This is a genomic window from Terrimonas sp. (genome assembly GCF_003075435.1).
Lineage (GTDB): Bacteria > Bacteroidota > Bacteroidia > Chitinophagales > Chitinophagaceae > Agriterribacter.
In genome coordinates this window covers 204,830-221,415 of record NZ_QCZJ01000001.1, presented here as the reverse complement: position 1 = coordinate 221,415, position 16,586 = coordinate 204,830, and the positions used below count along the sequence as shown (strand labels likewise).

Here is a 16,586-nt window from a genome sequence, read left to right as displayed (position 1 = left end):
TTTTTTAGTGGGGTAAATGTAATGTTTTTCAACAATTGTAATCGTTAATTCAACTTGATTTATCTATGTATAATATGCGTTTGTGCTATGTCATTATTGCAGGGCTGATATATATGAATGCTGCATCAGCTCAATCAGCAGGGGCAGCAGGTAAGGAATGGCATAACTACGGTAATGATGCCGGAGGTAAAAGATTCTCTCCGGTAAAACAAATAAACGATGCCAATGTTAAACAATTAAAACCGGCATGGGTATTCCATACGGGTGAGCTGCAAACTTATGAAGGAACAAAGGTTATAGAAAAAGCAGCGTTTGAAGCAACGCCGCTGATGATAGATGGTACACTTTATTTCAGCACGGCAACGTGCAGGGTATTTGCTATTGATGCCGGCACTGGTAAAGAAAAGTGGATGTACAATCCCGGAGTTAATCTTAAAGCTGATTATTCTGAGATCACGTCTCGTGGCGTATCCGCCTGGACATCTGGTGCAAAAGCAGACAAAAAGGAAACAAGGATTTTTACTGCAACTATTGATGGAAGGCTGATTGCATTGAATGCAGCAAATGGTAAACCCATTTATGCATTTGGCAATGAGGGCACCGTTAATCTTCGCGAAGGTTTTGGCAGTGAATGGAGCGTTACTTCCCCTCCCGCTATAATTGGTAATACCATAGTTGTAGGTTCATCAATGGGCGATAATCAAAAAATAGATTATCCAAAGGGTACTGTAAGGGCATACGACGTTTTAAGTGGCGCATTAAAATGGAGCTGGGATCCTGTGCCGAAAGATAGTACGGATAAGGCCTGGCAAACCTGGAAAAATAATAGCGCAACTATTACGGGTGCAGCTAATGCGTGGTCGGTTATTGCTGCAGATGCGGAACGGGATATGGTTTTTATTCCAACCTCTTCTCCCAGCCCGGATTATTATGGAGGTGAAAGACAAGGACAAAATTTATACGGGAACTCTATTGTTGCACTTAAGGCCTCAACAGGTAAAATGCTGTGGTATTACCAGGTGGTGCATCATGATTTGTGGGATTATGATATTGCCGCGCAACCGGTATTGCTGGATATTGAAAAAGGAAACAAAAAAATTCCCGCGGTTGCTGTAGGCACAAAAATGGGGCATATATTTATCCTTAACCGTGAAACGGGCAAGCCGTTGTTTCCTGTAGAAGAAAGACCTGTGCCTGCATCTGATATTGCCGGTGAAGAAGCATGGAAAACACAACCATTCCCTGTGCTGCCCGTGCCGGTAGGACTGCAACACATAACCGAAGCTGATGCCTGGGGCATTACTCCTGAAGATAAAGCTGAAGCAGCAAAGCGTATAGCACAATACCGCAATGAAGGCAATTTTACTCCGCCAAGTTTCAAAGGCACTATCATAACGCCGGGTAATGTGGGCGGCATTCACTGGGGTGGCATGACCTATGATGAAAAGAACCGGTTGTTGATAACGAATATTAACCGCCTTGCGGCTGTTATCAGGCTGATACCAAGAGAGCAATTGGGGGAGTTGGAGAAAGCAGATTCAACATTGCTGCGAACAGAGACCGGGCGCCAGCGCGGAACGCCATATATAATGAAGCGTACTTATCTCTTTAATGCAACAAATACGGGAATGATCATGCAAACCCGGCCACCCTGGGGAACCATTCTTGCCATTGATTTGCGTACCGGAGAAAAAAAATGGGAAGTGCCGTTGGGTTATATGATGGATCCTTCAAAATATCCGGGCGCAGAAAACTGGGGCTCATTGAATTTTGGTGGCGCTATTACAACAGCGGGCAATCTTACATTTGTTGCTGCAACATTTGATAACCACCTGCGTGCTTTTAACACGCAAACAGGCAGGCTTCTATGGCAGGCTGAACTCCCTGCTTCCGCACAGGCAACGCCTATGACTTATGAATGGAAAGGAAAACAATATATAGTGATTGCCGCAGGCGGGCATGGAAAATTAGGTACGAAACAAGGGGATAGCGTTGTGGCTTTTGCGCTGGAATAGTTTGAGATTTTTACATATTGTAGATTTTGGAAAACAGAGACGATAATTAGGGCTTGCTGTTTAACTCCCGGCATTTATTTTTTTAAGTTTTTACCAGTAACCGGGTCAGCCGCCTCTTTTTGTATGGTTTCGCCGAAGGCGAAATTGAAAAAATGCGAAGCATATTTTTTCAAAAGACAAAAAGCAGCGGCGTTCCGGTTACGCAGCCCGCCGGCTGTGGAGGCAAAAAAGGTTCGTAAAATTTAATTATGGCGAAACAACTGCATGGTTTTTGAAAAATTTGATTCAAAACCCTTGCAGCAATTTAATAACCAAAGCATGAATATACAATGATCTTTATCAGAATATCACCAAAATGGAGTTAAACAGCAAGCCCTAATTATGCATTACAGGGGGTAGATGAATATAAATGGCTTAACGTTCATACTGCAGAGGATGAAAAGGGTTGGTTTCTCAAACAATAGTTATGGTTAAAACTGGAATATGCAATTTTTAAGCGGAGAATCAAGCGTTGTAATTAAAACTGCTACCATATATAAAAGAAATAAGTTAACCAAAGAGAGACGATGAGTATGTATCGCAGAACCCAGCTATCGCACAAAAGGCTATGAGTTGAGACTATGCAGAACCAAAGTCAACAGGTCAGGCTAAGCACAAGGCAATACTACCAACCCTGCGCCAGGGTGTGGATATACCACCCCTATATGTGCACAACATCAACCATCATAAAAGAACATTTTTCAGATATAAATTTAAAATGACTTACGGAATAGAGAAAGCAATATAGCCACCTTTGAAATTGTTTTCCTGCTGGCCATTTACCGCAATCACAACGTACTGCTTATTGTCAACAGCGTAAGTGGAAGGGATCGAACTTGCCATACCGGGCAGTTGGTATTCCCACAATACTTTTCCTGTTTTCTGGTCAAACGCACGGAACATGTTGTCGCCGGTAGCACCTATGAAGATCAATCCTCCTGATGTTGCGATCCCTCCGCCACGGTTGAACATGCCAGAGTTAGCTATACCCATTTTTTTGAATTTCGGGTCCTCGCCAAGCGGCACCTGCCAGTCAATATTGCCCGTATTCAGGTCGATGGCAGTCATTGTTCCGAAAGGAGGCGCGATGGCAGGGTTATTTTCAGGGTCGAGATAAAAACTGTATCCGTTAAAACCATAAGGTTCATTGTTCTGGGGAATGCCTGCTGTTTCAAATGATTGTTGTACCAGCGTATCTTTAACATAGGCGACAATTGATGCGATTTGTTCCTGGGACAGAAATCCGAACGACGGCATGGGCGGAGCGCCTTTCTGCACAATGCCGGCAATCTGCTCATTCTTATATTTTTTTGCACGCCCTGTAAGATCAGGGCCAACACCTGTACCTTTTTTGTCGGCGCCGTGGCAGTTGCTGCAGTAGGTTCTGAACAATATTTCGGGGTTGAGCTGGTTGGCCGCACGGATTTTTTTTAAGTCCGTAAGTTTCAGGATCATCGGTATGTCTGTGGCGTTTACAAATAGCTTATTGGTTTCCGGGTTTACCGATGCGCCACCCCAGTTTGCCCCTCCATGCGCTGTAGGCAGCATAATCAGGCCTTCCATAGATGGCGGCTCATACACACCTGTTTTGTATTTGTTTTTAACGATCTCCTCTTTAATCCATGCAGAAGAATGGCCAAAGAATGCTTCCTGGTAACCCTGGCGCGCAAATGGTGGATTTACGGGAACAGGCTGTGTAGGCCAGGGCTTTTCCCCCGGCATGCTGCTTACTGTATCTACAGGCACTTCATCCACATCAAATAGTGATTCGCCTGTGTCGCGATCAAACATAAACAGGTACCCCATCTTTGTAACGAGCGCAACGGCATCAATGTCCTTTCCGTTGCGTTTTATCGTAACAAGGTTGGGCGGCGAACCATTGTCGCGGTCCCAAAGATCGTGGTGCGTGGTTTGAAAATGCCAGAGGCGTTTCCCTGTTTTTGCATCGAGGGCCAGCAGGCAGTTGGCAAAAAGGTTTTGACCGGGGCGGTCAGCTCCGTAAAAATCAAAAGATGGGGAGGCTGTGGGAACAAATACGATGCCCCGTTCTTTGTCGAGCGCCATGCCACCCCAGCAGTTTGCCCCGCCGTTGCGCTGGCGGGCGTTTTCACCCCAGGTATCAGCGCCGAACTCACCTGGCTTCGGGATAACATGAAAAATCCATTCTAACCTGCCGGTATTGATATTGAAGGCGCGTATATCGCCGGGGGTCGAAGGAAGCTCATCCGGTACTTTGCATCCCACAATAAAGAGGTTGTTATACACTACTCCTGGTGCGTTGCTTGAAACAGGCACACGTGCACGCATGGAATCCGCTACCTCCAGACCCTCATAGAAATCAACCCGGCCATTGCTGCCAAAGTCTTTGATAATATTCCCATCTTCGGCGTTAATGGCATATAGTGTGCCTCCAGAAATAAGGAAGATACGATCGGGCTTACCTGGATGGTAGGTCATTCCCTTTGACCAGTTAGGAATGGCTGATGAATCGGGCGTAAACTCCCACAAACGCTTCCCGGTAACGGCATCCATTGCAACCAGTTTGTTGGAAGGCATCAGACCGATTACACGTTTGTTCATCATCACCGGATTGAAATAAACCCCACCTCCCTCCGTGGTATCTTCAAGTCGCCAGGCTTCTCTAAGTTGTGAAACATTAGTAGTGTTTATATCTGCAAGAGCAGCAAATTTGTTATTAGAAACATCATGACCGAAGGTTGGCCAGGCAGAAGTATCACTTTGTTTGCCGGGTGAGCAGGCGCTGAAGAACGCGAGTAAGAAGTAGCCGGGCAATCGTTTCAGGTGTGGTGTCATTATATGAAGCATTATAAGTTCAGATATTTTAATAAAGGGCCTTTTGTATCAGATAAATTGAGTTGATCTTCAATCCTCCAGGCTTAAATGTAAGCGTGTGAAAGTACAGGGAATATCTCAGACCTTTATGCAGGATATCCCGTAGCTCTCAAAATATCTTTGATTCTTTTACGCCTGAATGAATAGTTTGAAGTTCGGGTTTTATTATACCTGCTAAAGCTGATGGCTCATGTTTTACAATCCACAGCTATATGGTCATAAGATTCGAGATAAACAGGCAAAACTTTACCTAACTTTTTAACAGCAATAGCTAACTGGTTGCGAACGGTCAGCTCAGAAATGTTGAGGATAGCTGCTACTTCCTTATAACGCAAGCCATCTTCTTTAACCAATTGCAAAATCAGCCGGCATTTTGGAGGAAGTTCGTTGAGCGCTTCTCTTATTTTTTTTGTGATATCAGATGAAATGCATATTTCTTCAGGTGTTTTAAAATCAATGGTTGTTTCAAAAGCTATTTCATCAAGATTGATAACAGGATTTTTATACTGCCGCGTAATATACTTGAGGCAAAGATTTTTGGTAACGGTGTACAGGTAAACGCTCAGGTTTTCTATCTCTGCCAGCTTAACCCTCATTTGCCAAACCTTGATAAAAACATCGGAAACAATTTCTTCGGCAGATTCTTTTGATTTAATGAATGTGAATGCAGTGCGGTACAACCGGTTATAAAAAAGATCACATAAATTTCTGTACGCCTTCATATCGTCGTACAATGCAATCTTTTGTTGTAGTTCTGGTATACAAGCAAGCTGATCCAATAGAGGTAGTATATTTAGTTCTCATTGTAAAGTTGACGGTAAAATGGGTTTTAAAAAAACTTTTTTTTCTTTTGGTACAAATACATTCAAACAGGTATCCTTTCTTATTTAGTTCCAAAATATGCATGAAGAGAAATTCTGGTTGTTGTTAAGTGTTAAACTCTCTGGTGAAGCAACACCCGAAGAGCTTGAAGATTTTGATGAAATAATAAAGCATCATCCTGAATTAAGTTGGCAGGCGCAATTGATGCTGCAGATGTGGCGACCTGAGCCTGAAGCTTCTTCAACAGAAGATTTTTTTAACAGGCATTTGCAGCGGTTGAGTAATCAGCCGGATATGCAGATAATTCCACCCCGGGAAGATATACAAAACCCTGAAATACCGGGAGAAGATCATGAAAAGCATAAACCGCTCCGTTGGTTACTATTGTTGTCGGGAGTAGCTGCTATGGTCATCGTTTTTTTCTTTTATTATAATAATCGCTCGCCTGTAAATGCCAATGCAAAGCAACAAGTTGCCAGCAACACTGTAACAACCCGAAAGGGATCAAAATCCAATATACAACTGCCAGACGGCAGTATGGTGTGGTTAAATGCAGACAGCAAGCTTACCTATGACGAAAATTTTGGTGGAAACTTTCGTGAGATTCATCTTGAGGGAGAAGGTTATTTTGAAGTAATGAGAGACGAAAACAGACCTTTTATCATTCATACAAAAACAATAGATATACGTGTACTGGGCACTATATTTAATGTAAAAGCTTATGATGCCGAAGCCAGCACCGAAACGTCTTTAATAAAAGGGTCAGTAGAGGTTACACTCCACAACAGCCCGGAGAAGAAAATAATATTGAAGCCTAACGAAAAACTGCGTGTAAACAACAAAAACTTTGAGTACACTACAAGCGCTGATGCCGAAAAGCTAAAAGCGGCTGAAGATATGAATATTGTTGTTGGCAAAATTCATTATCAGAAAAAAGACAGCATGGCATTGGATGCGTTGTGGATAAGGAATAAACTGGTATTTGATGCAGAGTCATTGGAGGAGGTTATGCGGAAAATAGAACGGTGGTATAATGTAAAGGTGGAGATTGATGTGGATGATAACATGAAGTCTACTCAATACAGCGCCATTTTTGATAATGAAAACCTGTCGCAGGTAATGGAAGCATTAAAGATCACGGGAAGTTTTTCCTATTCGGTAAATAAAGATATCGTAACCATTAAGTAATTATTGGAAACCCGATCTGAATTTTTAAACCTCAAAACTGATTGCATATGCCCCCCAAGTAAAAATTTTAAATAGAAACGGAGAATGCTTGCAACATTCTCCGCAATTTAAGACAAACTGCCCTGCCAGGCGGTTCATCATCATTTAAATCAAAACCAAGGTATGAAAAAAAATGAATGCGGCGCAACATCTGGCCTGCGTCGTTTATTAATCAAAAGTCTGCTTATGACGAAAATGGCGATCTTGCTGATTCTCGCTTTTTCCACTCAAACTTATGCCCACAGTTATGGGCAGGGCATAAGCCTCAAACTTGAAAATGTTAAGCTAAAGAAAGCGTTGCAGTCCATTGAAGAACAAGGTGATTTTCGCTTTGTTTATAAAGACCAGCTTTTAAAACAAGCCAGGTCTGTAAGTATTGATGTAACGAATGCCAGCCTTAATGAAGTAATGGAGAAAATACTACAGAATACGAATCTTACCTACCGCAGGTTAAGCGATCAATTAATTGTGATTGTTGGCGATAAGTTAGGAGAAACCATCCTTGCTCCCAAAGCTGTGCCTGTTTCAGGAAAGGTTATCAACGAAAAGGGAGAACCGCTTCCTGGTGTTAGTGTTTTGGAAAAAGGCACAAACAATGGTACTACTACCAGGGCCGACGGAAGTTTTACTCTGGATGTAAGTAGTGCGAATGCAACCCTTGTATTCAGTTATGTAGGGTTTAAGAAAGTTGAAGTGGCTGCGAACGACGCTAATGGATTATCAAACGTAATATTATTGTCAGACGATAACAGCCTTACCGATATAGTAGTGATAGGTTATGGTACCGCAAAAAAATCAGATTTAACCGGATCTGTAGCGGTGGTAAAAGCAGATAAATTAATGGATATGCCGGTGCCGAATATTACGCAGGCATTGCAGGGTAAAGTTGCCGGTGTTGAAGTGAGCGTAAACAGCAATGCGCCTGGTGCAGGAGCAAAAGTAAGGGTACGCGGTCTGGGTTCTATTAACTCAAGCCTTGACCCTTTATATGTTGTGGATGGTGTTGCCGGCGTTGATGGCAATAGCTTAAATCCGAATGATATTGCTTCCATAGAAGTTTTAAAAGACGCTTCTTCAACGGCCATATATGGTGCAAGAGGTGCAAATGGTGTAATAATGATCACAACCAAGCGCGGAAGAAGTGGCGGAGCAAGAGTTACCTATGATGGTAACGTGAATGTTGCGCAGTTGTACAGGCATATACCTGCACTTAATTCCGAAGAGTTTATAAAGGTATTTAATGAGTCGTTTGCTAATGGTCAGAAGTATGATCCTAATGGCGCAGTATGGGCTCCAACCAAAGCATTAACTCATGCCAATTATCCTTTACTATTCGACAATAACGATAAGCCGCTCTATAACACTAATTGGGAAGCAGAGGTATATAAACCGGCTTTATCGCATAATCACCAGGTAAATGTGCAGGGTGGTAACGATAAAACCTTATATAGTGTTTCTTTAGGTTATCTCAACCAGGATGGTATTATGACTACCTCTAACTTTAACCGGTATTCAGCAAGATTTACATTGGATTCTGACGTAAAAAGCTGGTTAAAAATAGGAGGAAATTTATCTGTAATAAAATCCCTGCAGCGCATGGTTTCTGATGGTAATGGTGGTTTGAATGTACCCCGTATGGTGGCAGAAGCTGTACCTATTATCCCAATAAAATATCCTGACGGCACATGGGCTGGCAATAGTGATATTGCAGGCTTGGAAGGAGGTGCTAATCCTGTGCATATTGCCAATAACAGGTATTCGCTGAATAATACCTTCCAGACTTTAGGTAATACATATATGTTGTTTAAGCTGGCTAAAGGCTTAGAGTTCAAGACTGATTTTGGCTTTAATCTTAATGATTACAAAAGCAATTTCTATTCTGCCGGCGATTTGCATAACCTCTCAAAAGATCAGGGCGGTGTTGCCAACCTGAATACTTATCAGAATGCTTACTGGCAGTCAGAAAATTATCTTACCTACAATACTGAGTTATCAAACGGGCATAAATTAACAGCCTTGTTGGGTGCTTCATGGCAGCAGTATAACCAGGAAAGGGTAAGGGCAGAAACGCAAAATTTTATTGATGATATATTTCAATGGCATTACCTGCAGGCCGGTACTTTAAGAAGCCAGTCTCAATCACAGGATTATAAGTGGGCGATGAACTCATACTTTGCCCGTGTTACTTATAATATTGCCGATAAATATTTGTTTACTGCTACCGGCCGTTATGATGGTTCTTCTAAATTCGGTAAGAATAACAAGTACGCGTTCTTCCCTTCAGTGGGTGCAGCATGGAGAGTATCTGAGGAAAATTTCATGAAGGACAACAGCTCTGCTATCAGCGATCTGAAAATACGTGCAAGCTATGGTGGCTCCGGTAACCAGGAAATTGGTCAGTACCAGTCTATTGCCCAGATATTGCCAAGCAGTGGCGTATTGAATGGTGCAGCAAGTGCAACATTGATTCCCAGTTATCTCGGTAACCCTGATTTAAAATGGGAAGTATCTATGCAGGCTGATGTGGGTATTGAACTGGGATTGTTCAATAATCGTGTTAACTTAACAGCAGATTATTACAACCGTGTAACCAAAGATTTATTATTGCAGGCGCCCATTCCCTGGTCTGCAGGGCTAAACAACAACTTTGTTTACATTAATGTTGGTTCTGTAAGAAATGCCGGTTTTGAGGTAAATCTTAATACGGTAAATGTGCAGTCAAGAAATTTTACATGGTCAACCAATTTCATTTTCTCAACAAACAAAAACAAAATTTTAAAGTTGAAAGATGGAAATGCTGATATATTCCCCGGACCTAACTTTTTGGGACAAACAAATATTCTGCGTGTAGGAGAGTCAATCGGTTCCTTCTGGGGCAGAACCCGCCTGGGAACATATGGCGAACATGAAGCAGATCTTGCTGCCAGCCGCAACCTTAAACCCGGCGACAGAAAGTATTTGTATAATGATGATGGTACAGAAAACTACAGTATTATCGGCCGTGCTTATCCTAAATGGACCGGTACTTTTTCAAGTACCCTGAATTACAAAAACTGGGATTTCTCATTTGATATTCGTTTTGTACAGGGCGTAAATACCGCCGCTACATTTAAACACTCTGCAGAAGACAGGCAAACTATAGCCAACAGCATTAAAACAGTGCTTGATGCATGGACGCCTTCTAACCAGAATACAATGATCTCTGAGGTTAGGAACTACCGTTTTGCGCAGGATTCAAAATTTGATACATGGTGGGTAGAAGATGGGTCTTTCATCAGGGGACAGAATTTTATCCTCGGTTATTCTTTGCCATCTTCAACACTCGACAGAATGAAGATAAGCAAGCTGCGTTTTTATGTGAGTGTGCAAAACCTGTTTATCATTACCAAGTATACAGGGTATGATCCTGAGGTGGATACTTACAACAGTAGCTATGGTGCAAACGGGTCATTCTCCCAAAACCTGGATTTCTTCTCCTATCCTCGTCCGAGAGTATGGAATTTAGGTGCTACACTTAGTTTCTAATGTAAAAAAATGAGAATCATGAAAAAATTAAAATATCATATAACAATATTGGTTGGAGCTGTAGTTGTTCTAACCACTTCGTGTAAAAAGTTTCTGGAAGAAGAACCTACTAACTTCATTACACCTGACTCACAATTGTCTAGTGAAAAAGTAGCCCGCGCATTAACCAATGCGTGCTATCAATATCTCCAGGCATCTATGCTTGGTGGTCAGGCATCTTCTTATGGCGGAAATACCTGGAACCTGATGGAGTTTATGACAGGAAAAGCAGATAGTGATTTAGGACAGACAGGCTATGTAAATTTCCAGAATCTTAGTTATAACGCTACTTCTTTTTATGTAGATACATGGTGGCAGAATCTTTACAAGGGCGTTGGTACGTGTAACCAGGCTATTGAGCAGATTCCTACCATTACAGCTCTTGGCTTAACAGAAGAAGAAAAAACAAATATGCTGGCAGAGGCACACACCATGAGAGCGTTGTTCTACTTCTATCTGGTACGAATGTATGGCGCCGTACCTTCAGTAACAGAAGTACCTAAAACAGTGGGCGGTTTAAATTTATCCCGCACTCCGGCAAAGGAAATTTATGATAATATCATTATCCCGGATCTGTTGCTTGCAGAACAATCAACATTACCATGGCAGGATAATACCGGGCTTATTTCAATGGGCGCAGTGAAATCAATTCTGGCAGATGTATATCTTACTTATGCCGGGGCGGCAATTAATGGCGGCAATCAATATTATGCTGAATCTGCCCAGCGTTCGCTGGCTGTGGTACAAAACGGAGGATACACGCTCTTCCCGGAGTATAGAGATATGAGGTTGCCTGCCAACAAGAATAAAGGAGAATTTATTTTCCAGGTTCAGTATGCGGCGAGTATCCCTTCAAACAATCCGCTTACTCCTTTAAATATTCCTAACTATTCCCGTGTTTCAAAGTATTCTGATGAATACGGTTCAGTAGTACCCACAGATGAGTTTATTGCTTCATTCCCTGCAGGCGATAAGCGTGTAAAGGAACAGCAATACTTTTATTCTACCTATCCTAATGCGAGCACAGGTGTACCTGTAAATTTCGCACATCATTACATTTTCAAATGGTTCGATTCAACTGCTGCGTTAAGCACATTAAGATCCGATCTTAACTATGCATTATATCGCCTGCCCGATGTTATGCTGATGTATGCAGAAGCATCTAACCGTGCAGAAGGAGCACCTAATTCAACTGCTATAGGATATGTAAACCAGATCAGGGATCGTGCTGATCTTGCTCCTATTGGTTCGATGAGCCAGGATGCTTTTGAGAAGGAGGTATGGTCTCAACGTTATTTCGAATTGTGTTATGAAAATAAAATGTGGTTTGATATGTTACGTACACGCAAAGTGAGAAATGATATTACCGGCAACTGGGATGATTTTGTTGGTCACAAAACTGTATTTAACGGCACATTTACTGAAAAGCAATTACTTTTCCCTGTGCCAAAACAGGAGATAGATGTAAATCCTAATCTCCTGCCTAACAACACAGGATTTTAAGTTTGTTTGTTTGGGGCTATAAGATAAGGGCTGCTGTAAAAGGCGGCCCTTTTGTTTTTTGAGAATAATTATTGATTAGCTTAGTATGCTATAATTAATACTATGAGGAAATTTTCTTTTATCATTATTGCGTTTATCGGTTGTGTGCAGCCAATGGCTGCGCAACAATTGCAAAAAGTAATTGCAGATAAATCTACAGCAATATTACCTGCTGTAATAGAATGGCGCAGATACCTGCACCAAAATCCTGAATTATCCAACAGGGAGTTTAAAACGGCTGAATATATTGCGGCTCATCTCAAATCATTAGGACTGGAAGTGCAAACCGGTATTGCAAAAACCGGGGTAGTAGGAATATTGAAAGGAGGTAAGCCCGGGCCTGTAATTGCATTAAGAGCTGATATTGACGCGCTGCCTGTTAAGGAACGTGTGGATATACCTTTTACTTCCAAAGCAGTGGGTGAATACCTGGGTAAAGAAGTTTCGGTTATGCATGCCTGCGGGCACGACACGCATATGGCAATTTTAATGGGCACGGCTTCTGTTTTGAGTGGTATGAAAAAAGATATATCAGGCACCATCAAATTTATTTTTCAACCGGCTGAAGAAGGCCCGCCCGGCGATGAGGAAGGTGGTGCGCCTTTAATGATCAAAGAAGGTGTGATGGAGAACCCAAAAGTTGAAGCGATTTTTGGATTACATATTAATTCGCAAACACCTGTTGGCGTTATTAAATATAAATCAGGCCCGGTGATGGCTGCCAGCGACTGGTTCACTATTAAAGTAAAAGGAAAACAGTCGCATGGTTCGCAGCCATGGGGTGGCATAGACCCTATAGTAGTAGCTACGCAAATTATTAACGGACTGCAAACCATAGTAAGCCGCCAGTCTGAACTTACCAAAGCGCCTGTGGTAATTACCGTTGGCAAAATAAATGCCGGCGTGCGTAGTAATATCATTCCTGAAGAGCTTATTATGGAAGGAACGATAAGAACCCTGGATGAAAAAATGCATCAAGAAGTGCATGAACGTATAAAACATACCGCGGAAAATATTGCTGCGGCAAGTAATGCAACCGTAGAAGTTTCTATAGATAATAAAACATTAGTCACTTATAATAATCCTGAACTGGTGCAAATGATGCTTCCTTCACTTCAAACAGCGGTGGGACATAATAAAGTAATTGAAACGGAGTGGACTACAGGTGCTGAAGATTTTTCTTTTTTTGGAGAGAAAGCCCCTGCATTTTTTTTCTTTCTCGGAGGAATGCCTGCTAACCAGGAACCCTCAAAAGCTGCACCACATCATACACCAGATTTTTTTATTGATGATAGTATGCTTGATGCAGGCGTAAGGGCTTTTTGCAATATTGTATTTGATTATGCAAAACTGAAGCGCAGTAAATAAATAATGGCGGAAAATTAACAGCCTGGTTATTTCACAGAGGTACACGAAGGATACACAATGCGCCACAAAGAATAATAAAATGCTCTGTGTAACTCTGTGTATGCTTTGTGGCTCTTTGTGTAGCAAATCCTGTTCCGCCGCTGCGAACACCGGAATTCCCGGCAGGAAATATATCAGGGGTTATTTAAAAAACTAATTATTGTATAGTTTTGCAATAAATAATATAACGGTGTATATCCTTAGAAAAATCCCGGTACTGTTTTTTCTTGTTTTCTTTGCAAAATCTTCTTTTGCTCAAAGCAATTTTATAAAAAATGAAATTGAACTGGCTTATGGTATAGCAACGGCTCCTGAAATTCCTGATGCAACAGGCAATTTTTTTGATACTGATCATAACCATACACGGGTAGATAATATTTCCGGTATTGGCGGGTTTTCATTGGCATATAACCGGTATATATCAAAACGGTTTTCGCTGGGAGTTACAGGCGTTTATACCAAAGCTACTGTTACTTATCGTGTTCCCTCTGCTAAATTTGATTGGGCAATACTAACAGCACTGGTTAATGCAAAATATAATTATGTTCACGATCCATTATTTCATATGTACTCCGGGTTGTCTGTAGGTTGTTCATTTAATAATATAATCGGTGCTGCAGAAGGGAATAACAAGGCAATTGCTTACCAGGTAAGATTATTAGGCGCACGATTTGGCGCAAAGTTCGGCGCCTTTGCAGAATTGGGCTATGGTTATGAAGGAATACTTAAGGCTGGTGTTTCATTACAGTTTTAAGGAGTTACAAAACCTAAGGATTTAAAAACCGATAGCCCAAAGCTTACCACTCATGCCTACTTCAACTCCTCCATTGTAAATGGCTGTTGTCTTCCACTTAACTTCTTCCTCTCTTTAGCTACTTCGCTTTCTGTAATCACACCTGCGTTATTGCTCCAGTTTTTTCTTACAAAGCTTAATACTTCGGCAATATCCTGGTCAGATATTTCTTTATTACTGATAAGCCCGGGCATTTCACCACTAATTTCAGGTGTTTTGTATATTTTGTTGTTAACTTTTATAGGGCCCGTTAACCCCTGTAATACAATTGAAATGAGTTTTTCCTTATTGCCATTTACCCACTCAGACCGGTTTAATGGTGGCGCAAGAGAAGCAATTCCATTACCATCTTCTCCATGGCAGGTTTTACAAATGGTTTGATAAACATTAACACCTTTCGGAAATTGTTTTTTCAGCAACTCTGTATTTTTCTTTAATTCGTTGTTCTTAATGTATAACAACACTTTTTGTATTTGTTTGTTTATTGTAAGCGAAGTATCAGGAACAACAGTTGAAACCACCTTTTGAAACGCAGCTTCCTTCCCTTTAAGATTACTGATAACAGCATCAGCAACATATATATTGCCTGGATATTTTTTTGCAAGCGCTATAAGTAGTTGTTCGCTATAGGTTGCGTTAAAAGGCTGAATTGCTTTTGCCTGGAAAGCAATATATGGTGCTAATACAGTATCTCCACCGGCAAGAATTTCATTAAAAGCTTTTTCAAAAGCAGCGTGGTTTTTTTTACTGATGACAGATGATACTGCTGTAATAGCCTGGGCAGCTATCTTCCGGTTGCTGCCTGTGAGTAATGCCAGCACTTCTTTATCTGTTAATATACCTAATCCTTCCAGCGTCCATAAAGAGTGAATAGCGGCCAGCTCATTATCTGGTTGTTGTAAATTATTTCTTAACAAATCTGCTATAGTGGTGTCTTTTTTATCAACCAGCATCTGTTGAGCTTTATCCCTGATCCAGCCATTGTGTGTTTTGAACAGGTTTACCAGCTCTGCAGGTTTTTGTGGCATAATTACCGGAACAGGTGTTTTGCCTGCAGCATATATTTTATAAATACGCCCGCAGTTCAATGGTTGGGAGAGCGCTCTTTTTACAATTTCTTTTTTCAGGTAATCCGTGAGGTAGGTTTTATGCTGAATGATACCCCTGTACATATCAACGATATACATAGCGCCATCGGGACTATTGTATAAGCTAACCGGGCGAAAGCGTTCATCAATACTCGCAAGAAATTCTTTTTTCTCATAGGCCTGTTTTCCTGTTACCCTGTAACCACTATCAGTAAGTATATTTCTTTTAATAAGATTGGCTGAAGGTTCAGCCACAAACGCGTTATTATCATACACATCGCTAAATAAGCCGCCACGGTATATAACCGGGCCGCAGGCTGCTGTAAATTCCATAAGCCGCAGGCTGTCGTCTAAAAATTTATCGAGGTATCCCCTGTTTACACCCGTATTTGGCCTGGCAGCATATACCCTGTTGCTCTCAACAATTTTTACATTAAAGCCACTTACATTGCGCTGATTGGTATTATCTGCACCAAGCCCGGGCATAAAATAATCACCCAACAAGTTTTGTGAATTATTATTGTAAAACAACCTGCCGTAATTATCCTGTACAATTCCCCATTGTCCGCGGCGATGTGTTTTTTCAACCAGCCATTGATTGCCCTTTTTGCGGTAGCGTTTATCTGTATCACTACTGTATATCCAGTTATCCAATCCTCTTATCAGGCCATTGGCCTGGTGTTCCACATTACCCCCGGCTGCATAGGTTGAATCAACCAGTATTTTTTTGCCGGGCTTACCATTTTGTATTTCTGCATACCAGAGATTTGGCGGTTCGGCAATGAGAATCCCATTTTCAATTAAGCACATTGCTCTTGGCAACACGAGAGAATCCATAAAAACAGTCCTGGTATCGGCAGTGCCGTTGCCATCCTTATCTTCAAGTATTACAATCTTACCATCAGGTTTGTCTTCTCCTGTTCCTACTGTATCCGGCATATATCCCTGCATTTCTATCACCCACATTCTGCCTTTATCGTCAAATTGTAATACAACCGGAGTGCTTATCATTGGTTCTGCCGCTACAGTTTGTATACTGAACCCTTCTTCAAGTGCCATTGCCTGTATAGATTCTTCAGGAGTAAGTACCGGAGCTTTCTCCATTATTTCTTTACGCCTTTCTTCGCTGATATTTGCGCCCGCCTGGTTTTTGTTTTCACGGTTGCCGCAACTGATCCATAAGCAAGATACTATAGCTGCAATGGCAAGATAAAATACTGGTTTCATTATTATGAT

9 protein-coding genes are annotated in these 16,586 nt (G+C 41.6%); 6 read left to right on the top strand and 3 right to left on the bottom strand.

Annotation, left to right across the window (positions count from 1 at the left end; all coding sequences use genetic code 11):
- Positions 1 to 74: 74 nt before the first annotated feature.
- Positions 75 to 2,015, top strand: coding sequence for a pyrroloquinoline quinone-dependent dehydrogenase (locus tag DC498_RS00855; RefSeq protein ID WP_206197492.1), 1,941 nt, complete (start codon positions 75 to 77; stop codon positions 2,013 to 2,015).
- Positions 2,016 to 2,777: 762 nt separating this feature from the next.
- Here the strand turns inward: DC498_RS00855 and DC498_RS00850 are convergent.
- Both DC498_RS00850 and DC498_RS00845 read right to left on the bottom strand, forming a co-directional pair.
- Positions 2,778 to 4,880, bottom strand: coding sequence for an outer membrane protein assembly factor BamB family protein (locus tag DC498_RS00850; protein WP_116872229.1), 2,103 nt, complete (start codon positions 4,878 to 4,880; stop codon positions 2,778 to 2,780).
- 215 nt (positions 4,881 to 5,095) lie between these two features.
- Entirely contained in the window at positions 5,096 to 5,686 is a 591-nt protein-coding gene (locus tag DC498_RS00845; protein WP_133176722.1) for an RNA polymerase sigma factor, read from the bottom strand.
- 121 nt (positions 5,687 to 5,807) lie between these two features.
- Here DC498_RS00845 and DC498_RS00840 point away from each other — a divergent pair, with 121 nt between their 5' ends.
- From DC498_RS00840 to DC498_RS00820, 5 genes are all read left to right on the top strand, one after another.
- Positions 5,808 to 6,917, top strand: coding sequence for a FecR family protein (locus DC498_RS00840; protein ID WP_116872227.1), 1,110 nt, complete (start codon positions 5,808 to 5,810; stop codon positions 6,915 to 6,917).
- A gap of 162 nt (positions 6,918 to 7,079) precedes the next feature.
- A complete protein-coding gene (locus DC498_RS00835; protein ID WP_240627805.1) occupies positions 7,080 to 10,481 on the top strand; it encodes a TonB-dependent receptor in 3,402 nt (1,133 codons plus the stop codon).
- An 18-nt stretch (positions 10,482 to 10,499) separates the two neighbouring features.
- On the top strand, positions 10,500 to 12,023 hold the full coding sequence (locus DC498_RS00830) for a RagB/SusD family nutrient uptake outer membrane protein (RefSeq protein ID WP_116872226.1): 1,524 nt from the start codon (positions 10,500 to 10,502) through the stop codon (positions 12,021 to 12,023).
- Between the two features lie 102 nt (positions 12,024 to 12,125).
- Positions 12,126 to 13,430, top strand: a complete 1,305-nt coding sequence (locus DC498_RS00825) for an amidohydrolase (protein WP_116872225.1) — start codon at positions 12,126 to 12,128, stop codon at positions 13,428 to 13,430.
- Positions 13,431 to 13,659: 229 nt separating this feature from the next.
- On the top strand, positions 13,660 to 14,223 hold the full coding sequence (locus tag DC498_RS00820) for a hypothetical protein (RefSeq protein WP_133176721.1): 564 nt from the start codon (positions 13,660 to 13,662) through the stop codon (positions 14,221 to 14,223).
- A 56-nt stretch (positions 14,224 to 14,279) separates the two neighbouring features.
- Here the strand turns inward: DC498_RS00820 and DC498_RS00815 are convergent, their stop codons facing one another.
- Complete coding sequence (locus DC498_RS00815; RefSeq protein ID WP_116872223.1) at positions 14,280 to 16,577, bottom strand: DUF7133 domain-containing protein; 2,298 nt, start codon at positions 16,575 to 16,577, stop codon at positions 14,280 to 14,282.
- Between the last annotated feature and the right edge of the window lie 9 nt (positions 16,578 to 16,586).

Bases quoted from the DNA above. Each gene is read 5' to 3' on its own strand.
- DC498_RS00815 (WP_116872223.1), bottom strand. From the start codon at position 16,577: ATGAAACCAGTATTTTATCTTGCCATTGCAGCTATAGTATCTTGCTTA.
- DC498_RS00830 (WP_116872226.1), top strand. From the start codon at position 10,500: ATGAAAAAATTAAAATATCATATAACAATATTGGTTGGAGCTGTAGTT.
- DC498_RS00855 (WP_206197492.1), top strand. From the start codon at position 75: ATGCGTTTGTGCTATGTCATTATTGCAGGGCTGATATATATGAATGCT.
- DC498_RS00840 (WP_116872227.1), top strand. From the start codon at position 5,808: ATGCATGAAGAGAAATTCTGGTTGTTGTTAAGTGTTAAACTCTCTGGT.
- DC498_RS00850 (WP_116872229.1), bottom strand. From the start codon at position 4,880: ATGCTTCATATAATGACACCACACCTGAAACGATTGCCCGGCTACTTC.
- DC498_RS00825 (WP_116872225.1), top strand. From the start codon at position 12,126: ATGAGGAAATTTTCTTTTATCATTATTGCGTTTATCGGTTGTGTGCAG.
- DC498_RS00835 (WP_240627805.1), top strand. From the start codon at position 7,080: ATGAAAAAAAATGAATGCGGCGCAACATCTGGCCTGCGTCGTTTATTA.